Origin of the sequence: Flavobacterium branchiophilum FL-15, assembly GCF_000253275.1 — a bacterium.
Lineage (GTDB): Bacteria > Bacteroidota > Bacteroidia > Flavobacteriales > Flavobacteriaceae > Flavobacterium > Flavobacterium branchiophilum.
On sequence record NC_016001.1, the window covers coordinates 1,445,877 to 1,469,915 of the forward strand.

20 protein-coding genes are annotated in these 24,039 nt (G+C 33.0%); 4 read left to right on the plus strand and 16 right to left on the minus strand.

Features of this window, described 5'->3' with window-relative positions:
• Nucleotides 1-5: 5 nt before the first annotated feature.
• Together trmD and FBFL15_RS06280 are read right to left on the minus strand one after the other, a co-directional pair.
• A complete protein-coding gene (gene trmD, locus FBFL15_RS06275) occupies nucleotides 6-683 on the minus strand; it encodes a tRNA (guanosine(37)-N1)-methyltransferase TrmD (RefSeq protein ID WP_014083789.1) in 678 nt (225 codons plus the stop codon).
• Nucleotides 684-901: 218 nt separating this feature from the next.
• A complete protein-coding gene (locus tag FBFL15_RS06280; protein ID WP_014083790.1) occupies nucleotides 902-1,354 on the minus strand; it encodes a DUF1569 domain-containing protein in 453 nt (150 codons plus the stop codon).
• A gap of 573 nt (nucleotides 1,355-1,927) precedes the next feature.
• Between FBFL15_RS06280 and rlmF the strand changes: the two genes are divergently transcribed.
• The 4 genes from rlmF (at nucleotide 1,928) to ggt (ending at nucleotide 8,770) form a co-directional block, all read left to right on the plus strand.
• Nucleotides 1,928-2,863, plus strand: coding sequence for a 23S rRNA (adenine(1618)-N(6))-methyltransferase RlmF (gene rlmF, locus FBFL15_RS06285; RefSeq protein WP_014083791.1), 936 nt, complete (start codon nucleotides 1,928-1,930; stop codon nucleotides 2,861-2,863).
• A gap of 203 nt (nucleotides 2,864-3,066) precedes the next feature.
• Nucleotides 3,067-6,096, plus strand: coding sequence for a TonB-dependent receptor (locus FBFL15_RS06290; RefSeq protein ID WP_014083792.1), 3,030 nt, complete (start codon nucleotides 3,067-3,069; stop codon nucleotides 6,094-6,096).
• 416 nt (nucleotides 6,097-6,512) lie between these two features.
• Nucleotides 6,513-7,118 carry an acyl carrier protein phosphodiesterase gene (locus tag FBFL15_RS06295; RefSeq protein WP_014083793.1) on the plus strand — a complete coding sequence of 202 codons (606 nt, stop codon included), beginning with the start codon at nucleotides 6,513-6,515 and terminating at the stop codon, nucleotides 7,116-7,118.
• Nucleotides 7,094-8,770 (plus strand): gamma-glutamyltransferase, encoded by a 1,677-nt coding sequence (gene ggt, locus FBFL15_RS06300; protein ID WP_014083794.1) that lies wholly within the window; start codon nucleotides 7,094-7,096, stop codon nucleotides 8,768-8,770. The genes FBFL15_RS06295 and ggt overlap by 25 nt, the downstream gene beginning before the upstream one ends.
• Before the next feature lie 515 nt (nucleotides 8,771-9,285).
• Here the strand turns inward: ggt and FBFL15_RS06305 are convergent.
• The 14 genes from FBFL15_RS06305 to FBFL15_RS06390 all read right to left on the minus strand — a co-directional run bounded on the left by FBFL15_RS06305 (nucleotide 9,286) and on the right by FBFL15_RS06390 (nucleotide 23,961).
• Nucleotides 9,286-9,858 carry a GNAT family N-acetyltransferase gene (locus FBFL15_RS06305; RefSeq protein WP_231847491.1) on the minus strand — a complete coding sequence of 191 codons (573 nt, stop codon included), beginning with the start codon at nucleotides 9,856-9,858 and terminating at the stop codon, nucleotides 9,286-9,288.
• A 37-nt stretch (nucleotides 9,859-9,895) separates the two neighbouring features.
• Nucleotides 9,896-10,345: a GNAT family N-acetyltransferase gene (locus FBFL15_RS06310; RefSeq protein WP_014083797.1), complete on the minus strand. Its 450-nt coding sequence runs from the start codon at nucleotides 10,343-10,345 to the stop codon at nucleotides 9,896-9,898.
• Between the two features lie 307 nt (nucleotides 10,346-10,652).
• Nucleotides 10,653-11,333 carry an alkylmercury lyase family protein gene (locus tag FBFL15_RS06315; RefSeq protein ID WP_014083798.1) on the minus strand — a complete coding sequence of 227 codons (681 nt, stop codon included), beginning with the start codon at nucleotides 11,331-11,333 and terminating at the stop codon, nucleotides 10,653-10,655.
• A 192-nt stretch (nucleotides 11,334-11,525) separates the two neighbouring features.
• Nucleotides 11,526-12,326 (minus strand): hypothetical protein, encoded by an 801-nt coding sequence (locus FBFL15_RS06325; protein ID WP_014083799.1) that lies wholly within the window; start codon nucleotides 12,324-12,326, stop codon nucleotides 11,526-11,528.
• Complete coding sequence (locus FBFL15_RS06330) at nucleotides 12,323-12,832, minus strand: hypothetical protein (RefSeq protein WP_014083800.1); 510 nt, start codon at nucleotides 12,830-12,832, stop codon at nucleotides 12,323-12,325. Before FBFL15_RS06330 ends, FBFL15_RS06325 begins: the two co-directional genes overlap by 4 nt.
• A 319-nt stretch (nucleotides 12,833-13,151) precedes the next feature.
• The gene (locus FBFL15_RS06335; RefSeq protein ID WP_014083801.1) at nucleotides 13,152-13,613 is read right to left on the minus strand and encodes a DUF3805 domain-containing protein; all 462 of its coding nucleotides are present in this window, start codon (nucleotides 13,611-13,613) and stop codon (nucleotides 13,152-13,154) included.
• A 389-nt stretch (nucleotides 13,614-14,002) separates the two neighbouring features.
• A complete protein-coding gene (locus FBFL15_RS06340) occupies nucleotides 14,003-14,185 on the minus strand; it encodes a hypothetical protein (RefSeq protein WP_014083802.1) in 183 nt (60 codons plus the stop codon).
• Between the two features lie 2 nt (nucleotides 14,186-14,187).
• Nucleotides 14,188-14,718, minus strand: a complete 531-nt coding sequence (locus tag FBFL15_RS06345; RefSeq protein WP_014083803.1) for a hypothetical protein — start codon at nucleotides 14,716-14,718, stop codon at nucleotides 14,188-14,190.
• A 537-nt stretch (nucleotides 14,719-15,255) separates the two neighbouring features.
• Nucleotides 15,256-15,774 (minus strand): hypothetical protein, encoded by a 519-nt coding sequence (locus tag FBFL15_RS06350; protein WP_014083804.1) that lies wholly within the window; start codon nucleotides 15,772-15,774, stop codon nucleotides 15,256-15,258.
• Between the two features lie 985 nt (nucleotides 15,775-16,759).
• Nucleotides 16,760-17,284 carry a DMP19 family protein gene (locus FBFL15_RS06360; RefSeq protein ID WP_014083805.1) on the minus strand — a complete coding sequence of 175 codons (525 nt, stop codon included), beginning with the start codon at nucleotides 17,282-17,284 and terminating at the stop codon, nucleotides 16,760-16,762.
• Nucleotides 17,285-17,451: 167 nt separating this feature from the next.
• Nucleotides 17,452-18,507, minus strand: a complete 1,056-nt coding sequence (locus tag FBFL15_RS06365; protein WP_014083806.1) for a tetratricopeptide repeat protein — start codon at nucleotides 18,505-18,507, stop codon at nucleotides 17,452-17,454.
• A gap of 308 nt (nucleotides 18,508-18,815) precedes the next feature.
• Nucleotides 18,816-19,643, minus strand: a complete 828-nt coding sequence (locus FBFL15_RS06370) for a hypothetical protein (RefSeq protein ID WP_014083807.1) — start codon at nucleotides 19,641-19,643, stop codon at nucleotides 18,816-18,818.
• Nucleotides 19,644-20,625: 982 nt separating this feature from the next.
• The gene (locus FBFL15_RS06380; RefSeq protein ID WP_014083808.1) at nucleotides 20,626-21,888 is read right to left on the minus strand and encodes a hypothetical protein; all 1,263 of its coding nucleotides are present in this window, start codon (nucleotides 21,886-21,888) and stop codon (nucleotides 20,626-20,628) included.
• A gap of 1,122 nt (nucleotides 21,889-23,010) precedes the next feature.
• The gene (locus FBFL15_RS06390; RefSeq protein ID WP_014083809.1) at nucleotides 23,011-23,961 is read right to left on the minus strand and encodes a hypothetical protein; all 951 of its coding nucleotides are present in this window, start codon (nucleotides 23,959-23,961) and stop codon (nucleotides 23,011-23,013) included.
• Nucleotides 23,962-24,039 lie beyond the last annotated feature (78 nt).

Sequence of the window (24,039 nt, forward strand, 5' to 3'; positions counted from 1 at the left end):
AAAGTTTATTTGTCTAATATATCAGGTCGTCTTTGTAAGGTATGTTGGTATGCCATGTCTTCTCGCCATTGGTCTATTTTTGCAAAATGACCGCTCAACAACACCTCTGGAACTTTCCACCCTTTGTAATCGGCTGGGCGGGTATAAATGGGTGCCGAGAGTAAATTGTCTTGAAAGGAATCCGTTAGTGCCGATGTTTCATCGCTCAAAACACCAGGTATCAACCGAATTAAAGCGTCAGAAAGTACTAATGCTCCTAGTTCGCCGCCAGACAATACATAATCGCCAATAGAAATTTCTTTGGTTATAAATTGGTCTCTAACCCGCTGATCCACTCCTTTGTAATGCCCACACAAAATGATGATGTTATCATACATCGACATCGAATTGGCCATTTGTTGGTGTAAAGTTTCGCCATCGGGCGACATATAAATGATTTCATCATATTGCCTTTCCGATTTCAAATGCGAAATACAAGCATCAATGGGCTGAATCATCATTACCATGCCAGCCCCACCACCATAAGGATAATCATCTACACTTTTTTGTTTATTACTCGTGTAGTCCCTCAAATTATGAATGTGAACCGTTACCAAACCTTTGTCTATGGCTCGTTTCATGATAGAGGCCTCAAAAGGACTCCTTAATAATTCGGGCAGTAATGTTATAATATCTATACGCATTTTATTATAAAAATTATAATATTTAATTTATTTTCTTAATTAATTATGATCTGATTTGAGCTATTTAAAACAACCTATTAAAGAGTTTGTTTTTGGGCGTTCCCCAAGGGTCGGGCTATCCGTTACAATCTTTTTTGAGGCAGAAAAAGCCTCAAAAAAGGATTTCCACTGCTATCCCTAACGCAAAATATCTAACTAACAACATTCGGATACAATATTTAAACACCAAATTGTGTCAAATGATGGTTCAAATGTTTCCACATTAAAACATCCCATTCGTCATAAGTCATGTTGCCCCAAAACGGATGTTGCAAATCTTTTATGGCATGAGGCCCTTTGATAGCAAACTGTTGGAATTTCTCTATCAATTCTTGCTTAGAGGCATCAAAGTCATATTGGCCTGTAAACACAAATTCTTTGGCTGTTGCTACATTTTTTTTAAAATTTGGAGCGTTTAAAACTATTTTTCTCATCATCGAACCTAAAAATCTCAAAACAAAATTAATTTTCAAATCCTTATTGCCCAAAGCAACATCAATAGCCGCAGCACAATGTTTAAACATTTGATTAACAGTCATTTTGCCCCACAAAGCACTACTATTTGATGACAATTGTTGGATACGATCAATCATTTTTTGGTTGTCCGCTTGATTAAAAATGGAAGGAGTCATTATATTATTTTTAAGATGTCAAAGATACAAACTTAATTCTATTTTTTTTATTAAAAATTTATTATTCTAATATAACTCAAATCAGATATTAGAATTTTTTTACAATCTAAAAATTTTAAAAACAAGCACTTACTTCCTTTCTAAAATGTTATAATTTTAATTGATGCTATATTTTTTAAACGTCTGTGAGTACTTATTTTTATTTTTTAGATAGGGTTTATGAAGTACTTTGCCTTTGGATTTTGAAGTTTCATAACGAAGTATAGCTTATTATTGGAGTTTAATTAACATAAAACACTCTTGATATAAATTAGTTTTTTTATTAATTTTAAATATAAATATCTAAAAAAAATATTATATATGTAGATTATAATTAAAAATAAAAGAGAATTTTTTTTCAATTATTTCAATTAATAAAAAACAGTACAAATAAAACAACATTGCCATAGTAATTTTACAAGTATTTGATTATCTTTGCTTTAGTTTTGAAAATGAAAACAACATCATTACATTTGTTTTTTTTTGTTACATAAAAAAATCAAAATGCAATAGTTGTAATACAATAAGGAATCCATGAAATCTAAAAATACGACAGACAAAGTACCCATGCATCCACGAAATAAACACCGAGACGGTTATGATTTTGAGTTGCTTATGTCTCAATGCCCAATGCTCAAAAAATTTGTGTTTGTCAATGAATTCAATACCAAAACCATCGATTTTGCCAATCCAGAGGCCGTAAAGTGTTTGAATCAATCGTTACTAATTACCTATTATGATTTGCAATACTGGGACATACCCCCATTCAATTTGTGTCCACCCATACCTGGACGGGCAGATTATATCCATCATTTGGCCGATTTTTTAGGCCAACATTGTGGTGGCACCATTCCCACTGGCGATGGTGTTTTGGGGCTCGATATTGGTATTGGTGCCAATTGTATATACCCAATTTTAGGACATCATTTGTACCAATGGAGCTTCGTTGGCACCGATATTAACGAAGAAGCCTTACAAAATTGCAAACGAATTATTTCTAAAAATCCCAATTTAGTAGATTATATTAGCCTTCAATTGCAAACTAATATAAAATATATTTTCAAAAACATTATTTTGCCCGAGGATAAGTTTACGTTTAGTATTTGTAATCCACCTTTTCACAGTTCAGAAGACGAGGTTTTGCAACACAACAACCGTAAAACTACCCATTTGAATACAGCAAAAGGTCAGAATTTTAGTGGCAATCAAAACGAACTTTGGTGCGAAGGTGGCGAGCTAACTTTTATCAATCAAATGATTTATGAAAGTGCCAAATACCCTATGCAATGCTTGTGGTTTACTACTTTAGTGTCTAAAAAAGTCCATCTAAAAACCATCTACAACACCCTAAACCGCGTGAATGTTGCCCAACACCACACCATTTCCATGGCCCAAGGCCAAAAAAACAGCCGTTTCATAGCTTGGACATTTCAAACCCCACAGCAAATTAAGGATTGGAAGTTTGAGTAGGGTGTAGGTATTGGAAATATCCAAAATTGATGTTTTGTTTATAAAGGTGTTAAAATATTTAACATATTGCAATCCAAATATTTAAATTGTAAAGATAATTCTTTTTTAAGTGATTTTGTTTTAAAAAAAAGTATCAGTAAATATATTTTTTAATTATAGAATTATTTGTGTAATTTTGTAAACTAATTTTAAACAAAAATAAAATGAAGAAAATGATTTTACTTATTACTTTACTTTTTACTGCAATCAATTTTGCTCAGGAAATTAAAGTAAGTGGTGTAGTGTCTGATGAGTCAAACACTCCTTTAATTGGAGTTTCTGTGGCAGTAAAAGGCACTACAAAAGGCACTACAACCGATTTAGATGGGAAATATGTCATAATGGCCAAAGTGGGCGATGAATTAAAAATGTCTTATGTTGGGCTAGAAACAGTCCTAATTAAAGTTACGGGAGCCACACAAAACGTAACCCTAAAAAATTCGGGAGTTTTGCAAGATGTTGTAGTTTTAGGTTCTAGAAGCCCTGCCCGTACTGTAACAGAATCGGCCGTGCCTATTGATGTAATTGGGATGAAAGACATTGCCTCTCAGGGGCCACAAGTCAATTTGAACCAAATCATGAACATGGTAGCTCCATCATTTACATCAAACACTCAAACTGTAGCCGATGGAACCGACCACATAGACCCTGCACAATTAAGAGGTTTAGGGCCCGATCAAGTTTTAGTTTTAATCAATGGAAAACGACGTCATACGTCTTCATTAGTTAATATCAATGGAACTCCAGGTAGAGGGGCTGTGGGTACCGACTTGAATGCCATTCCTGCTTTTGCCATCGAAAAAATCGAAGTATTAAGAGATGGTGCTTCTGCTCAATATGGTTCAGACGCTATTGCGGGAGTTATTAACTTGAACTTGAAAAAAAACACCAACAAATTTGATATTGCCATGTTTGCGGGCAGTAATTATTCCAAAAATGCCAATGACCACCGTGGCGGACACGATGGAAACAATTACCAATTGGATATGAACTGGGGATCCCGTTTAGGCAAAGAAAAAGGATTTATCAACATGACGGCTAGTTTTCAGTTAAGAGACGCTACAAGTCGAGCTAATAATGAGAATAATACAATTTATAATGCCTATAATGCAGTAGAATTTAGAGCAGCTCAAAATGGTTTTAACATCAACAGCTTGTTTGGAAACATCAACAATACTCCAAATACCGCTCAAATTATTAGTGCTATTCATACTTATGCTCCACAAGTAGCCTATTTTACGCCTACACAACAAGCCGCAATTGCGGGTGCTAGTACTATTGCGGGATTACAAACTGCATTAAACTTTGATGTAACAGATAATGAGTTGGTATTTAGAGGCAAAGAAAGAAAAGATTTTAATATGAGAGTAGGGCAATCTTCTTTGCAAAGTGCTCAATATTTTTTGAACGCAGCTTATCCTTTAACAGATAAATTAGAGCTTTACACCTTTGGTGGTGCCAGCTTTAGAGATGGAGAATCTGCGGGATTTTATAGAAAACCAAATCAAAGCCGTTCTTATACAGGCTTGTATTTGGATGGGTTTTTGCCAGAAATACACTCGACCATTCACGATGGATCTATTGCAGGCGGTTTGAGAGGTAAAATTTTTGACAAATGGAACTTTGATTTGAGTAATACCTCTGGGATGAACTACTTTGGATACAGTATCGAAAATACGGTAAATTCAACTTTAAGAGAAAATTCTAAAACCAGTTTCAATGCGGGTGGTTTGCGATTTTTTCAAAATACCTCAAATTTTGATGTAAACCGAAAATTGGGTGCTTTGAATGTGGCTTTTGGTGCCGAATATCGAGTAGAAAATTTCAAAATCATTGCTGGAGAACCAGATTCGTATAACAAATACGATATCAATGGTGGAATTGTAACAGGGACAACCCCAAGTTTACTTCAAGTTTCTGACTTTTTTGGTTCATTACGTCCAGGCGGTTCACAAGTATTTCCAGGTTACAAACCAGCAAATGCAGTGGACAAAGGAAGAAACAGCTATGCATTTTATACCGATTTAGAATATGATGTTACCGACAAATGGATGGTAGATGCAGCAGTTCGATATGAAAATTATTCGGATTTTGGAAACACTACCAATTTTAAAGTAGCTTCAAGATTCAAAATTACAGACAAAATCAATTTAAGAGGGGCTGTATCTACTGGATTCAGAGCACCATCGTTACATCAAATTTACTTTAATTCAACTGCAACTCAATTTGTTGGAGGTGTACCATTTGAAGTAGGGACTTTTGCAAACGATTCGCAAGCCGCACAACTTTTAGGGATTCCAAAATTGAAACAAGAAGAATCTCAAAGTGCTAGTTTAGGTTTTACGGCCAAAATTCCTTCGGTAAACATCACCCTTTCTGCCGATGCTTATTATGTTAAAATCAAAGACAGAGTAGTGCTAACAGACCAATTTTCTCGACCTGGCGGAACACCAGCGGCAGGAACCCCAGCAGCTACTTTGAACGCTTTGTTTGACAGTGCCAATGCTACCGCTGCAACTTTTTTTGCCAATGGTATCGATACTCAAACTAAAGGAATTGATGTAGTTTTGAGCCACAAAGCTCATTTTGGCGATTTAACTTTGAAATCAGATTTGGCCGCCACTTTTTCAAAAACAAACCGAATTGGAGATATTCATGCTTCATCAATTTTGGAAGCAAATGGACAAATCAACCGTTATTATTCTGAATCAAGTAGAGTATATTTGGAAGAAGCCGTTCCAAGAGTTAAAGCCAATTTAACGAACACCATGACTGTTCATCAATTTGATTTCTTTTTAAGAAACGTATATTTTGGACAAGTTACAGATCCAAATACTGCCGACGTTAATGGCGATGGCAAAATTGATGGTGCCATCATCAATGGTCAGGTAGTGGAAACCGAACATCCTATTTGGGGTGCCAGAATTATTACTGATTTTTCTGTTGGATACAATGTAAACAAACATGCTAAAATTGTTTTGGGAGCCAATAACTTATTAGACATTTATCCAGATTTGAATTTAACAACTCAAAAAGCCATTAAACCTTCGTTATCTGGCGGAAATATTGTTTATACAAACGCTCCTGCAACTATCGATTTGTCTAACAACAATCAATTTGCTTATTCAAGAAACGTGTCGCAATTTGGTCAAAATGGCCGATTTGTATTTGTAAGATTGAGCTACAAATTTTAATATTAAAGGTAGCATACCATTATTTAAAGTTGTTGCGTTAGGGATAGTAGTGGAAATCATTTTAGAAGCCCCCCAGCCCCCAAAAGGGGTGTTGTCTTGCACGAATATAGTTTCTGAATGTGGTAATCAAGAAAGTTTATTTCACAATATGATATTTCTTTTGGAGTTCAATGAACGTTGATTGCAACGGATAGCCCGACCCTTGGGGAACGCCCAAAAATAATATAGTACTATTGGGCTGATTTATGTAGCCATCCTTAACAAAGAATATTTTAAAAAGACTTTTGCTTGTTTTGCAAAAGTCTTTTTTTATACATTATAATTTTTTGTAGGACAGTATCAAAATTAAAAAACAAGTCAATAAAAATGTGTTTCGTAAACAAAAAACCGATATATTTGATACAAACAAGCAGACTATGAATTTTTTGGCTCATATTTATTTATCAAACAACAACGATTTGATTAAAATTGGCAATTTTATGGCCGATGGTATTCGTGGCAAACATTTTGAAACCTATCCAAAAGACATACAAATTGGGATTGTATTGCACAGAGCCATAGATACTTATACAGATGCTCACCCCGTGTTTAGACAAAGCAAACACCGACTGCATCAAGACTTTGGGCATTATTCGGGCATTATTGTCGATATATTTTACGATCATTTTTTGGCAAAAAATTGGTCGCAATTTTCCGATGAAAAACTCAGCGATTATGTACAAAATTTCTATCAATCGCTCTATACACATTGGGATTTTTTGAATGATAAAACAAAACATTTGTTGCCCTATATGAAAGTTCAAAACTGGCTCGAAAGCTACCAATCCCTCGAAGGTTTGCATCAAATTTTAGTTCAAATGGACAAACGAATGCAAAACGAATCCAATATGAGTGCTGCAATTGCAGTGTTAAAAAAATATTATAACGAATTTGAAACTGAATTTTTTGAATTTTTTATAAATTTGCAATCATTTTCTAATGAAAAATTAAATTTACTATGTCTAGAATTTCAAAAATCATAATAGTTTTATTGTTTGTAAGTAAAGCTGTATATGCTCAAAAAGGGCTACAAACGTCAAAAGCAATGGTAGTTGCTGCCCGAGAAGAAGCCTCCAAAATTGGAGTCCAAATCATGCAACAAGGCGGCAATGCCTTTGATGCTATGGTAGCAACCGAGTTGGCACTTGCCGTGGCCTATCCGCAGGCAGGCAATATTGGCGGGGGCGGTTTTATGGTATATCGAAAAGCCAATGGCGAAACTGGGGCTTTGGATTATAGAGAAAAAGCCACTTTATTGGCAGACAAAGACATGTTTTTAGACGAAAATTGCAATGTAGTGCCAGGCAAAAGTACCGAAACCGCCTACGCAGTGGGTGTTCCAGGAACCATAGCAGGGCTTTTTGCCGTACACGAAAAATGGGGTACATTACCCATCAAGCAAATCATGGAACCCGTAATCCAACTAGCCGAAAGGGGAGTGGTTGTTACCGCTTTTCAGGCCGAAAGTTTAAACGAATACCACGACAAGTTGATAGAAATTAATGGCAATCAGAGCCTTTTTTCTAAAAAATACAAGCAAAACGATACCATCAAATATGCAGCACTTGCCAAAACACTCAAACGAATAGCACAAAACGGAAAAAAAGAATTTTATGAAGGAGAAACGGCTATAAAATTAATCAATTTCCTACATAAAAAAGGAGGCAATATGACTTTTAGCGACCTAGCCAAATACCAAGCCGTTTGGCGAAAACCTATTACTTTTTCTTATAAAAATTTAAAAATAACCTCCATGTCTCCACCCAGTAGCGGTGGCATTTGTTTGAACCAAATCATGAAAATGATTGAGCCTTATCCTGTGGCCGAAATGGGACACAACAGTTTGAAAACCATTCAGTTACTTACCGAAGCCGAAAGAAGGGCTTATGCAGATAGAAACCACTTTTTGGGCGACCCCGATTTTGTACAAATCCCCCTCGACCAACTGCTCAACAACACCTATATTGCCCAACGGATGCACGATTTTTCATTTGACAAAGCCACTAAATCTTCAGAAATTGCTGCTGGTCGAACCCAAAATACCGAAAGCAAACAAACCACACATTATTCCATTGTAGATCCCTTTGGCAATGCCGTTGCCGTAACCACAACCCTCAACGACAATTATGGCTCCAAAATATATTGCGAAGAATTAGGTTTTTTCTTAAATAATCAAATGGACGATTTTAGTGCAAAACCCGGAATACCCAATTTATATGGGCTTACAGGCTCGGAGGCCAACAGCATTGCACCACAAAAAAGGATGCTCAGCTCCATGTCGCCAACTATTGTAGAAAAAAATGACAAATTGTATATGGTAGTAGGAACTCCAGGCGGTTCTACCATCATTACGTCGGTTTTGCAAACAATCCTAAACGTGTATGAACACCAAATGACCATGCAACAAGCCGTAGATGCCCCTCGTTTTCACCACCAATGGCTGCCCGATGTGGTAACATTTGAGCCCAATAGCTTCAATCCTCAACTGCTAATTGACTTAAAATCAAAAGGATATAACATCAACGAAAAAGAAAACCCCATCATTGGCGAGGTCGATGCTATTTTGGTGCAACCCAACGGCACACTCGAAGGCGGTGCCGACAAGCGTGGCGATAATGCAGCCGTAGGATTCTAAATTAGTCTAACACCAAAATGGATACTTTAGTCCACTGTTGCCACCCGAGCAATAGTAAACTAGCGTAGCCCATTATATTTAACAAAAAAACAAGAAAAAAAGTATTAATATTATATTTTAATAAAAAATAAAACAAAAAATAAACCAATAAATATGACTAATGTATAAATATAAGTAGCACAACACCCCGTTTTCAATCAACACTTGTCCCGCTATCCATTGCAATCTTTTGTTTTTTGCCCATTTCTATTAGAGGCCCATGCACAAAAACAGCCCTTATGGAACAAACAACCCCACGAAACAAAAAACAAAAGGATTTCCATTGCTATCGGGGCTAAACAAGTCAATACCAACTTTCAAATATTCGATCAAAAAAAAACAGCATTTATTTACAAATTTTCATAAAAAAAGAGGCACCAAATCCTCTTGAAATACTAACAAAAAACTTTTCGATAACACCATAAGGGGTGTGCATATAATCGGTTCCGTACAACTGGAGTTTCATTGCTAGGCTTTCAGCCGCAACGAAACCCTAGCTGTTGGTGGCTGGCAGTATTGAGTTTTTCATTATTCCAGTCCGATTTATTGATTCTGAAAATGTTTACTTTGCTATTATTATAAGACGTTGTTTTGTCAAGTCTCATTCCATTTTTTATCGCAACTGTTTCAGATTCTTTATTGTCAATATGAATTATTGAGATTAAAGAGTCTGATAGGTCGTTCGCAAAAGCATAGTCTTTACACTTATTTGCTGCTTCAAGTGCAAAACCTTTGCCTCTATATTCAGGCATTAATGAATAACCTATTTCAAGTTCTTCAACAGCGTCAACAGTATGAATAAGAATTCCACATTGTCCGACAAATTCATTGTTGTCTTTTTTAATAAGAGCATTCATTCCGCCTAAATGATTATTATATCTGTTAAAAACCCTGTCAAACCAAACTTTACATTTTTCATTGGCAGAGTCATTGTCTGTTAACCAAATGTATTTTAATGAATTTGGGTCTTCACAAAATTTCAACCATTCATCAAAATCACTTTGTTCAAGTCGACGAAAAGTGAGCCTTTCAGAGCTTTGCCCGAACATTAGTAATTTTGTATTGTCTTTCGATATTTTCATTTTCTTAATTGTTGTTATCCCACGAATAAAAGTTGTGTTCCTTATCTAATGAAAATCCAGCTTTAGGATAAAGTTTATTTCCAATTTCATTTGATTTGGCTGTTTCTAAAATAAGTCCGCAAGCATTGGTTTCTATACATAATTTTTTAGATTCTTCAATAAGCAAAACCGAAACGCCTTTTCCTCTTTGATTTTCTTCTACAAATAAGTCATTTAGTAGCCAAAGTTTTTGCATTTTTGTTGAAGAAAAAATTGGATATAACTGAACAAATCCAACTAATTTTTCATTATAATTTTCAGCAACAAAAATTTCAGATTCATTATATTTAACTCTTTCATATAAAAATTTTTCAGAACCCTGTAAGTCAGATTTCTTTCCGTAAAAAACCCGATAATTATCAAAAAGTTTCGATAAATTCTTTATGTCTTTTGTTTTGATTTTTCTTATTTTCATTTTTAAGCGTTTTGTTTGTCAATACTTACCGCTAACGTCAGTCTGTTAAAAAACTGTTGTTAAATATTTTTCAAAAATAATAAAAACCATTGAAATAAAAAAGCATTTATTTACAAATTTTTCAAAAAAAGAGAAACCAAATCCTCTTAAAATGCTAACAAAAACTTTTCAATAAACCCATAAGGGGCGTGAATGTAATCGGTTTAGGTTATGGATTATTATAAGCATTAGTTGATTTTAATTCATTGCTCGGCTTTCAGCCTCTGGAAACTCTAGCTGTTGGTGGCAGGTGTTCTTCCGACTGTTTTCAAAATCTTTCTTTCGAGTTTCCCAAATCCCAAACCTTACCTTTAAGTTCAAATTCTCCGAATATTCGTTTCGCTTCTTCAACAGTCCATTTTGTCCATTCTGGATTCAGATGGTTACCATACCACTTTTTTGAAAATGTCCAAATTTTCTCGATGGGTTGAATGTCTCCTTTTGGAATGTTGTGTCGTTTTGTCCAACTGTCTATTTGTTCTTCATTTTCAAACACTAACATATTGCTACAAGTGTAAATTACATTGTCCCATGCATTTTTCATTGGTATTGGGAAGTGAATGAAATATTGTTTCTCTTGAATTTGTCCATTTACAATATTGATTTCAACTTGTTTTGTTTCTGCTCCGATTGTGGTCGTTATTTTTACGTCTTCATTAAGTAATGCAGCTACTCCTAATGAACACCAAGCACAATTTCCCCACCATTGTCCTTTTTTTGTCTGAACATAAAAATTTGTAGGAGCAAGTGAAAATGGATGTATTACCCAAACTTTCGGTTCATTTGGATGTAACACTACACCATGATAGTCTTGCAGTTCGTAAAGTCCCTTTGTTACTTGTTCTTTGTCTGCTTGCAAAAGGTTAGCAAGGTCGTCAACATTAGGTGCGAAACCATTGTCAATAATTTCTTTAATTATTTGATAATGTAGATTTGAATTTGTTACCATACTTGTTTTGATTATCGTTTTAAACATTTGCCACTAACGTCAGTATGTGAAAAAACTTGCCGTAAATATTTTTCAAAAATAATAAAATAAGAAAAAATACATAAAAAAGAATATTGTAAAAAAATATTTTTTTTATTGTTAAAATTCATAAAAAAAAATTTTAAATTTAAAAAAAATTTAGTACTTAATTTATTATTCATTGGCTATAGTTTCATAATAAACACTATTGAAATGTCTAGTATATTGATCAAACAATTTTTTATTTTCGTTATATAATTTTAATGCTATTTCTTTATGTTTTTTATATTCTGCTACGTTTTTTAGTAATTTATAGATTTTACATTTATAATATTCGTTGTCAGCAAATTCGTTTATTTTGCTTTGTTTATCAAAATATTTTAAAGCATTTTTCACATCGTTTGTTTCATAATAAGTTACTCCGAGTTGAAAATAATCATACAAACCAGCGGAATAACCTTTTGTATTCAATTGGTCATGGAATATTTTTATTGCTTTTTGCTTTTGATTAATTGCACTATAACACATTCCTTTTGCAAAATTCAAATGATAATCGCCATTTATTGAATATCCTATATCATAATTAACTAAACTGTCAAGTTTTTCAATGTCTTTAATTGCTCCTTTATAATCTCGAAAAAATTGATAACGACACCAAGCACGATATCCTAAATTTAAACCAAAATCTAATGCTACGGCTTTGTCTATTAAGTTTTTCCAAGTTAAAAAATCGCCACTTTTTAAATATGCTGTTGATTTTTCTCTATAAGCGTATGCAAAATTAGGGCAAATTTTAATGGAATTATCTAAAATTTCATGAAATTCTTTTTGAAATTGATAAAAATTTTCAATTTTTTCTGCTTCAATACAGGCTTTGTATTGTAAGGTATCTCCTTTGTATAAAAAGGCATTACAATTGGGTTGAGAAAACAAATAAATGGGGAAGAATATTAGTAAACAAATTAATTTTTTCATGGTAATATTTCTTTTAATTGTCCATTTTCAATTTTAAAAATCAAATATTGATAATAATCTATATCTTTTCCTTTGTATTTTTTTCCTTTCCAACCGTTTAGGTTTTTTGTAATACGCATCAATTGATCAGTTATAGTTGGAGCAAAAAATTTTTCTTCATAATTTTCGTCCATTGATATCAATCGAAATCGGTCTGTTTTTCCTTTACAATTAACAACAAAATTAATTCTTATTAACCCCGTTTCATTTATAACTATTTCAGATTTGTATTTTTCAGTAAACTCTTTTTCAATCGCCAATTTTTCTCCTTCGTATTCTAAACCACCAGAATTATTAAAGTATTGAAAAATATGTTTTGAATTGCATAATTCAAAATCTTTATTGTCAATTGTTGCATTAAATTCGATATCTCCAACATAATTTGGATAAACAGATTTATGCTCGCTTTTTTCTTGAGCTAATGAAATTAATGGAATAAATAAAAGAAAATTTAATAATTTAGTCATTGTAATTTTATTTCTTAATATGTAATTTTTTTGGTAAAATTATTATAAATATCAGTTGGTTATTCGGATGTAGTAAATTATTCTTCAAAAATAATAAAAAACTATGAAATAAAAAGCATTTATTTACAAATTTTCATAAAAAAATAGGACCAAATCCTCTTGAAATACTAACAAAAACCCTTTCGATAACTCCATAAAGTGTTTACGGTATGTAATCGGTTTAACTCATGTATTTTTATTTTTTATAGGTATTCGTTGATTACAATTCATTGCTCGGCTTGCAGCCGCAACGAAAGGCTAGCTGTTAGCAGATGGTGCTTTATTTAGTTTCAATTGATTTCAATATTTCTACAATCTTTTTTAATTCCATTTCAATTTCGCTTTTTCCATTAAGATTTCCAATAGTAAAAGAGCAAATGTAAAGTTTGTTCTTTTCTATTAAACACCAATAATTTATTTCTTCATTTTTTACATTTTCAACATAGTAAACTCCTTGTATATTTTTCCAATCTATATTTTGGCCGTTTTCTTCTCTTAATATTTCTCTTAAAAATCCCTTTGCATTTTTGATTTCATAATTCATTGGAGTTATTCTTAAATTTCCTGTCCATTGAGCTGTGTCAAAAAAAGCATTTGTGTTTTTTTCATCAGTTTCATATTCACTCCAATTTTCAGGAATGTTTACTGAATAATTATATTCGGAATTGAATTTTTTCATTTTTATATTTTTTCCGCAATTACTAAAAGAAACAAGAATTATAAGAGTTAAAATTTGCTTCATTTCTGTTTTGTTTTTCTTTTTCTACTGATTTTTTCTGCACTATCTGCTAACGTCAGTCAGTGAAAAAACAGCCGTTAAATATTTTCAAAAATAATAAAAAAATTAAATAAAATTGTGTTTTTTATTATTATTTTTTTACCCAAACCCACCTCAAAACATCGTTTTACAGCCCACATTATTTGGCAACAAAATAATGCTGCTTAAAAATAACCCTTTCGCAAATGGCTTCTATTACATTCAAAAACCAGCGTTTTTTTGGTTTTTTGGATAATAAACAGGGTTTTTTCACAGCCTGACGTTTTTCGGCTTGGCGATGTGGCGGATTTTTATCACAAAAATTCAATAGAATTACTGTTGTTGAACCTTGTACAAATGTTTCATAGAAGCAGTTAAACCCTGCTTTTGGCAATATCTTGTTGTGAGTTCGTGCTTTTGGTTTTATGGATTTTTATTTCAGAAATGCGTTTTTTGTCGGCTTTGATAAATTCACTGATTTCTTTTTTTTGTTTGTCTGTTAAGGGTTTTCCGTTTATCACGAAGTCAACTCCTTCAGGTTCTTTAATATATCCCATAACTATTCGTTTTTAAAATATTTATCAATTAATGTATTGGCTGACAAGGTGTTAATTATCATTAATTGTCCACCAATGTTTATTGCATTTAATGATTTTTGATAATGCTCAATGAGTTGCGTTTTTGCAGTAAATGAAACGTACCCTTCAAATCCTTTTTGAAAAGAAATTTTACAAGCATAAGCAACTAAATTTCCAGCAACACCTTCATAGAGTTTGTTTCGTCCCAAATTAAATGGTGCATTTTCAAGCAAGTCCATATAAACATGGTCTGAATTTTTTGTTAAACTCACTAAACCTTGAACAATATTTGGGTTACCAACTATTGTAAGCTTATAAACTTCTTTGATATTGTTCTCTAACTCGGTTTTCCAATTGAAGTTCCAACCATTCTTTTTAGTAATTTGCTTCAAATCGTTTTTTGTCAAACGTAAAACTTCTGTTCGGAAACTGTCTCCCGAAATCGTATTTCTGATTGAGTTTGTTAAAGCATCAACCACAAAATCAAGTTCTATTTTTTTTTGTTCTATCACTTTACAAATTTACTAAAATATTTGTTGTTTTACAAATGTTTCTTTGGTTTTGAGTATTCTGACAGGATGACCTACAACGGCAGCCTGTAAAAAAACTGCCGTTAAATATCTTTTAAAAATAATAAAAAACTATGAAATAAAATAGTGTTTTTTATTATTATTTTTTGTACAATTAACCATGCAACATATTAAAGGAATTTCTGATAAGCATGCGAAGGGATTTGTGTGGGAGTGGCGAACTACATTATCCCACCTGCAAGGTTTCCAAAACCTTGTAGGTGTAAATAAATAGATATAAAAAAGAGTAACTAAATCCTCTTGAAATCCTAACAAAAAACTTTTCGGAAAACCCATAAGGGGTTTGAATATAATCAGTTTAACTCATGGATTTTTATTTTTTATAGGTATTCGTTTTCTTTCAGTTCGTTCAACATGAGTTTAACTCATTAACTATATTTTTTATAGGTATTCGTTGATTACAATTCATTGCTCGGCTTTCAGCCGCAACGAAACTCTAGATGTTGTACGCAGTATTTTTTATCTTCCATACATTTCATACATCGTATTTAAACATAATCCATTATTATCATGTTCTGTCCAAAAATCACTTATTGTATATATAATTTCTGTTTTCCCACGTTCTGGACCAAATTGATAGTCAGTTAGAAAACATATTTTTTTAATTGGGGAATTGTCAAGTGCGATTTTCAATATTTTGTCTATGTCTATTTTATACTTGTCTAAAAACTTAAATAAGTATTGTTGATTCGCACCCCAATTGTCAGTCGGGTCATTTGGGTCTATTTGCGGAATTTCAATATCACAAGGTTCAAAATCCCAGTCAATTATTTGACCAGCGAAAAAACCACCATCTTTATCGTTTTTCATGTCTGGATTTCCAATATGTATTATTACACCTCTTTGTTTTTTTAATTCAGCATAAAAAAGTCCACGATGGCTTCTAAGTTTTTTTTCTTCAATGAATGCAATATCAAATTCGTATTGGTTTAATCCAAGTCCTGTTGAGTTCATTGAAGTTATTTCTATTGTCGGCATGGTTGTCTTTTAAGGTTGCACACAACGGGCGGGTATTGCCGAAGGCGGGGTTAAATTTGCACTATCGCTTGGCTAAAGTACAAAAGTTTTTAGAACTACCAAAACTTTGTTTAAATACCGAAGCCCCGCTTTTGGCAATACCATGTGTGTGCCCTGCATCCGCAGGGCACATCCCGTAAGCATTAGAAAAAACTCAAAAATACAAATTTTTGATTAAAATACAAATTTTTTTCTAATAAATTATGGGGTGTGTCCGAATTTTTCCAGAGGGTGCAAGTCCCTTACGAGCGGTTGAAACCCGAATCGTTAGCACGTGGCAAAGTGGTTTATCGTGAGGTATGCACTGAAGGAAGCCAAATGCGAAGCATTCATGAACTCCAAAAAAAAAAATGAAAACTTCCTGAATAAACGGCAAAAGTCTGTACCGACGAACAGAATTTAGCGAAGCGATATCACGAACACCAAAAAAATAATAAAAACTTGTGAGTAAATTGCATACGAGGCATTTAGTAGGGGATGATCGTCCACAGCAACGTAAAGTCCGAAGAATACAAAATCTACTAGATGTAGATGCAGCGGGGATAGACGGAAGGAAAAAGCGTTTACCAGGGGAGGTCTTGGCAACCACGAGCTGGTTAGGTCAAGAAGTCAGCAGAGGTCATAGTACTTGTGGCAAACGAGGTGCAAAAGAAATGCACAGGTCTCACAAGCAAGGAAGGACTGAACGTAAATCTCCAAGAAATTCGACTAGGAAAGTTATCTTAGCCTAGTCTTAAAGTAAATTATGGATAGCTCAAAAAGTGTAAAGAGCTTTTGATTGATGATTTGCGAACCGCCGAGTACGTGACCCGTATGCTCGGTGGTGTACTCAAAGTTTTATTTGTTTTTTAAAGGATTTCGTGAATGTAAACATTTGAGAGGCTCTCCCTGCTAGTTTCTGGCAGGGTAGTCTACTCGATTATGGGCTGCCCTTCTTTCCATCAAGTTAAAATTTGTCTTTATTTTTCCTTACAAATTCAATATTCAGCGTGTTCAAGTCGTCTTCGTAACTAAAAAACTTTTGGTCAAGTGTTTCCCAAACAAGGTCTGCCGTTTCTTGTATTTGCTCTAAAATATCTTGTCGTTCTGTTCTGTCTTCTGGAACAATACTATTCGGAAATTGGTCAATTGCTTTTTGCAAAATGGCAGCCGTTTTGTTTGCACCTATTGTCTGCAAGGACTGAACTGTCTTATGAGCAAAGTCGCCACTTGAGTTAAAAAAATATTGGTTAAACCCACCATTGTTTATTTCTCTTTCCAAACATTGATTATAATAAAATTGCTTCTGTTGTTCCGTTAGCTTGTCCATTTCATCTCCGTATAAGCAAAGGTCACCGATGTAATTGTCAACTTCGATTATGCTACCGTTTAAGTCGTCAGAAGATAGCAGTTTTTCAAGGTCGAGTTTTTTGTTCTCGGAGTTGCAGTCTGATTTGTCAGAACCACCAAATAGTTTTTTAAATATACTCATTGTATGGTGTCGGTTTTAGGGTTGCCCATAACGTTGATGGTATGGTGTCGTGCGGGAGAACGAAGCGATTTCCTATCAATTTACACCGACCTTTTTTACGAGCCACAAACGCTCGAATACCTCTAAAACCCGCATGCACTATACCATGTGTTAGGCAAAGTAGTTTTTTATGTATTCATCTTATTTTCAAAATCTTTAATCACTTTATCAAGACTATCACCGAAAACTAATTTCGCATTTTCATAAGTCTGATTACCAAAAAACTCAATGAATTTTTCCTTACCAAATTTATCAAGCAATTCTTTTACAAATAATCCAGAAAGCGGATATGTTAAATCCTCAGGATAATTTTTCCAGTTGACCCAAATCTCTCCTATTGAAATTTTTTTGTCGTTTGCTTTTATCCAATCCTTAACAATTTGCTCTTTATTCTGATTTGTTTGGTCAAAACATACTGCCGTACCTTCATTTATCAATCCAGTTTTATTAATAATCTTGGTCGAATAGTTTGATATAACATGGGTCATTTCATGTCCTTTTGTTTGCTGATAATGAGAATGTACAATACAAAATCCAGGGTCAGCGAATCCTAAATTAGCTTTTAACAGGTTCTTTGCATCCTCTCTTGATTCCCAAACGAAAAAATCAATCTTTTTTGGCAATTTGCTATTAAAGAATTGATTTATTTTCAAAAAAGTCTCTTCTCTTGATGATACATAGCTTTTTATGTCAGAATCACTCATGTTCTGAAAATGAAATCTAAAACTATCCGATTCAACAATTTTCCAATTCTTGTAAAAATCGTCAAATCCAAACAACAAGATTCTTTTGTACGCATATTGTGTTACATTTTTAGTAACATTTAAATCAAAACATTCTTTAGTAGTTTTTTTTGAATTGGCATAATCTTGGAGCATAAAATAACAAGTACCTAAATATCCAAGTGCCCAAGCTTTGCACCAAGAATTGTTATTATCATTTTTTACTGTCGATTCAAGATAAGGTATCGCATTTTTATAATCTGTTTGGTCAGTGTATGAACGCCCCATTAATAAATTTAAGTCAATATTATTAGGGTCATTTTCAAGAAGTGGTTTCGCTTGTTCAATTACCGATTTTAAATCTTGTGAGTTGTACAATTTCCATAAATCGTCAATTGCAGAATTTTGTCCAAATGAAATCAGACTTGAAAGAATAAAAATCGATGTGAAAATTTTGCTCATAGTTTAATGTATTATATGGTTGAAGGTGTCTTTTTTAATATTTTGCCTAACGTCAGACTGTGAAAAAACTCAAAATGAGTCCTTGAGAATTGGCTGTATGGAATTTTTCTCCGGCAGGTATCCGAATTCTTTCTCTTTTTGAGTTGGTTTTTTCACAGACTGACGTTTGGCAGCTTCAAGAAGGCTGGGTTAAATTTGCCTTAACTTTCGGTTAATCACTTAACATTCAAGTACAAAATAAACATTAAATTTAGCCTTTTGCCCAGCTTTCTTGAAACTGCGGTTGTGCGATTGTGCTTCATTCGTTATCATATTTCAACACAAATTAGTTTTGGTAAATTTTCTTTTTTGTCAAATACTCGTGCAAAAATTTTATTCCCATCAACTAATATTGGTGAATAATATGATATTTTATTTTTTAGTTTCAGTTCTTCAATTGTTTCTCCACTTTTAGCGTTTATTTTTGCTAAATTTCCTTTAATGTCTTTGATTATTATATTTTCCTTAAACCAAGAAAATTCAGAAGCATCTCCATTAATATATTCAGTTAGTTTTTCTCCTTTGTCTAAACTTATGCAGTAAAATGCTCCGCCCTTTCCAGCTGTTCCAAAAAAAATAAAATTTTCCCATTGTTCAATTTCGGTATAAATATAACCCTTAATTTTTTGTTCCCAAATTAGTTTTTTTGATGATTTGTCATAACACTCTAATTTTGAGCGTTGATTATATTTCAACACTTTATTCTCAAATTGATATTCAGATTTAACTTTAAATTCTTCCAATTTTGTTTGTTCATAATCTGGTATAATTTCATTATCGGAAATGTTTAACATAATTCCAATGTCTAACTTTAAAGTGGTTTCTGATATAATATATTTCCAATTTTCTGAACTATAAATTTTTACTTTTTTAATAATGTGTGAAATTGAAAATTCTTTATAATTGGTTTCAGTATTTTTTAAGTTGACTTCCAAAATACAAATTTTTGTTGTATAAAGTCCGTTTAAGTCAATTTTACTTTTATCGATAGTTTTAAATGTATAAAACAATTTATTCTTCCAAATTACAGGTTTTAAATTGTGATTTGGTGGAAAATAATCTTGGTCATTAATATTAATTGTCCATAATGTTTTCATTCTATACACTTTCGATTTAGCATATCGCACAACGAGTTTCGGCTTGGCGATGTGGCGGATTTTTAGCACAAAAGTTCAATAGAATTACTGCTGATGAACCTTGCACAAATGTTTCATAGAAGCACTTCAGCCGCCATATTGCCAAACTGCTGTGTGTGCCCTGCATCCGCAGGGCATACCCCGTAAGCATTAGAAAAAACTCAAAAATACAAATTTTTGATTAAAACACAAATTTTTTTCTAATAAATTTTGGGGTGTGTCCGAATTTTTCCAGAGGGTGCAAGTCCCTTACGAGCGGTTGAAACCCGAATCGTTAGCACGTGGCAAGGTGGTTTATCGTGAGGTATGCACTGAAGGAAGCCAAATGCGAAGCATTCATGAACTCCCAAAAAAAAAGAAAATGAAAACTTCGTGAATAAACGGCAAAAGTCTGTACCGACGAACAGAATTTAGCGAAGCGATATCACGAACACCAAAAAAATAATAAAAACTTGTGAGTAAATTGCATAAGAGGCATTTAGTAGGGGATAAGCGTCCACAGCAACGTAAAGTCCGAAGAATACAAAACCTATTAGATGTAGATGTACCAGCGATAGACGGAAGGAAAAAGCGTTTACCAGGGGAGGTCTTGAAAACCACGAGTTGGTTAGGTCAAGAAGTCAGCAGAGGTCATAGTACTTGTGGCAAACGAGGTGCAAAAGAAATGCACAGGTCTCACAAGCAAGGAAGGACTGAACGTAAATCTCCAAGAAATTCGACTAGGAAAGTTATCTTAGCCTAGTCTTAAAGTAAATTATGGATAGCTCAAAAGGTCTAAAGAGCTTTTGATTGATGATTTGCGAACCGCCGAGTACGTGACCCGTATGCTCGGTGGTGTACTCAAAGTTTTATTTGTTTTTTTAGGATTTCGTGAATGTGAACATTTGAGAGGCTCTCCCTGCTAGTTTCTGGCAGGGCAGTCTACTCGATTGGTGGCAGTTTTTTATTTTTTGTAATCTATTTTAAACAAATTTAGGTAGTTTGTTGGGATGTTCAATTTGGGATTTTTATTATCTAATAGAGATATTATCTTATTGTTATTATCATCCATTATTTCGATTTGGTATCTAATAATTCCTTTGTTCTTTCTGTCATATTGTTTTACTTTATAAGGCGTTTTAAACATAAAAACATAATTATTATTGTCTAGGTAGCTTACAACATTTAGCCCTTCTATATTTTCAATCAATAAAAATTCCTTTCTTTCTTGTCTTTCTGAATAAGCCATTGGACTTATTGTATATTCTGCCAATTCTACATCTATTGTTTTACTGCTTATTTTTAATTTTTTTTCTATGGCATCTTCTAACTCCTGAGAAAATCCTTCTCTATTTTTAGTATAATTGAATGAATTTTTGCTTTTGAATTGACTGTCAAATAGAGAAATAGCAGGTTCGATAAAATACCAATCATCACATAAAACCAAATAATCAAAATTTTCATATAAAAAATGATCCCAAGGGTTTATATTTTCATAATTTTCTTGTGAATTATAGGCTATGCTGTCATAAGTTTTTTTATTTTCTTTTGTTACAATTTTATATACTTTCGCTAAACTACTTTCTGCATTTAATTCTTTTATGAATTGTAGCTTTTTTGAATTTGTGTATATAAAGAAATTTTTGCGATATGTTATATTCTTTATTTCTTTTTTTATCACTTTATTGTACGCAATTGGGTTTTTTTTAGGATCTGGTGGAGGTAATGGATACCCTTTTTTATCCTTACTAGAAACATAACCCTTTTTCAACTCAAATTTTTCTACATTAACAGTTGTTTTCTTTGTGACATCAGTGTCAGATGTTACTATAACATAATTGGGACCTAAATTTTTAATAGACGTGAAATTTTTATCTAAACTAATAATTGTGTTTGTTTTTTCACCTTTCAAAAATTGTTTTCCATTATTTTTTATTAATGAGAAATACTCATTTTCTAAATACACTTCATTTGTTGAGATCTGGTCATATTCTTCAAATGTGCCATTAAATAAATGAAACAATAGTGTCTTTCCTTTTTCATTTTTAAGAATTGCCAAGCTATCTATCGTCTTATAATCTTCTAATTCCTTATATTTTGAATCAATGATACTAGTTCCATCATTAGAAACAATCCCATATTGTTTATTATATTCATAAATGAAATATTTCTGTTGGGAAAATACTAAAAATGGAGAAAGGAATAGGTATGTTAAAATATATTTCATAAATGTATTAATTATTTATATTTTGGTTTTTAAAATTCTAACTAACGTTTTATTAATGTTTTGTAAATCAATCATTTACAATATTTATTTTTTTATTATTCCTCTTAATTTTTTCGCTTTCGTACCGTTAGCTTACGGGGTCAGGGCGTGAGTCTAGGGGGAATTACCACCAACGTTTCGCATATTTATGTAGTGGCGGCTTTTGAAAACGGATTTTTCTTTTTAGCACTTAACTTACTTTGATGCACAAAGTTTACTTTTAGCACTAAACCCGCCATTTTCATAAATATGCTGTGTGTGCCCTGCATCCGCAGGGCACACCCCGTAAGCATTAGAAAAAACTCAAAAATACAAATTTTTGATTAAAATACAAACTTTTTCTAATAAATTTTGGGGTGTGTCCGAATTTTTCCAGAGGGTGTAAGTCCCTTACGAGCGGTTGAAACCCGAATCGTTAGCACGTGGCAAGGTGGTTTATCGTGAGGTATGCACTGAAGGAAGCTAAATGCGAAGCATTCATGAACTCCAAAAAAAAAGAAAATGAAAACTTCGTGAATAAACGGCAAAAGTCTGTACCGACGAACAGAATTTAGCGAAGCGATATCACGAACACCAAAAAAATAATAAAAACTTGTGAGTAAATTGCATAAGAGGCATTTAGTAGGGGATAAGCGTCCACAGCAACGTAAAGTCCGAAGAATACAAAATCTACTAGATGTTGATGCAGCGGGGATAGACGGAAGGAAAAAGCGTTTACCAGGGGAGGTCTTGAAAACCACGAGTTGGTTAGGTAAAGAAGTCAGCAGAGGTCATAGTACTTGTGGCAAACGAGGTGCAAAAGAAATGTACAGGTCTCACAAACAAAGAAGGACTGAACGTAAATCTCCAAGAAATTCGACTAGGAAAGTTATCTTAGCCTAGTCTTAAAGTAAATTATGGATAGCTCAAAAGGTGTAAAGAGCTTTTGATTGATGATTTGCGAACCGCCGAGTACGTGACCCGTATGCTCGGTGGTGTACTCAAAGTTTTATTTGTTTTTTTAGGATTTCGTGAATGTGAACATTTGAGAGGCTCTCCCTGCTAGTTTCTGGCAGGGCAGTCTACTCGATTGTATGATGTGCTTTATTCTATTTTGATTGTCAATTTATTTGATTTGATTTTCAATGTTGTTGAACTATTTTCAGTTATCTTATAACTTCCTTTGTCATTAGGAACAAATTTATTGAAATAGTCAGTATTACTTTTGTTAATAGAAAAATCGTAATCACTTGGACCTACATCAAATGCATCCTTTGTTTTTGGTAGAAGACTTAATTCTAAAATTAATGTTTTAATATAAAGTTCATTTTCTACTTTTTCCATTGATTGTCTGTTGTTAAACATATTCCAATCAACATTTAAAATTTCAAATTTTTGGTCTATCATTTTTTCAAAATCATCTATTCCTGCAATATTGTCGATGGTTTCTTCAACACTTACATTTATTTGGTTTTCCTTTCCTGTTAGCGAAAGGTTTTTTGCAGATGAATGTGTTCTTTTTGTTTGTGAAAATTTTGAATATTCATAAAGACTGATTTTTATAGTATCTGTTTCTTTATATGTCGTTTTTTCTGTCGACCAAATTACTTTTATAGCATCTTGGTTGACTTTAATTTTCTCCACAACATTAATTGAAAATGGCAAAGTCTTATATACTTTTCCTTTATATTTTACCGACAAAATCGGGAACTCTATTTTACCAAGTTTTGTAGGTGTAGCATAGGTGTAGAAAGAATAAAATGTTTTAATGACTTTATGGTTATCATCTGTCATTTCACTTTCTTTTATATTATTTAATGTTTCGTCTAATTTGTCGGTTAACTCCAAGCCATTAATTTCGACATTACTACTCCAAATACTGTCTGGTTTTTCCTCAAAATGAATGCTAAAGTCAATAGATTTTCCAATCTCTACTTCGGGTTGCACAACAAACTGAACAAATTCTTTTTCATTTTTGCTTTGACAAGAAACAGATGTAAAAGGGATAATTATAATTATTAGATAAAGAAAAAAAGTATTTTTTATTTTAGTCATTTGTTTATTTTTTTTGTGTTTTTTCGTTTCGGTTTGGCAGCATAGCATACAACGTTTGTGGCTTTGCGTTCGGGCGGG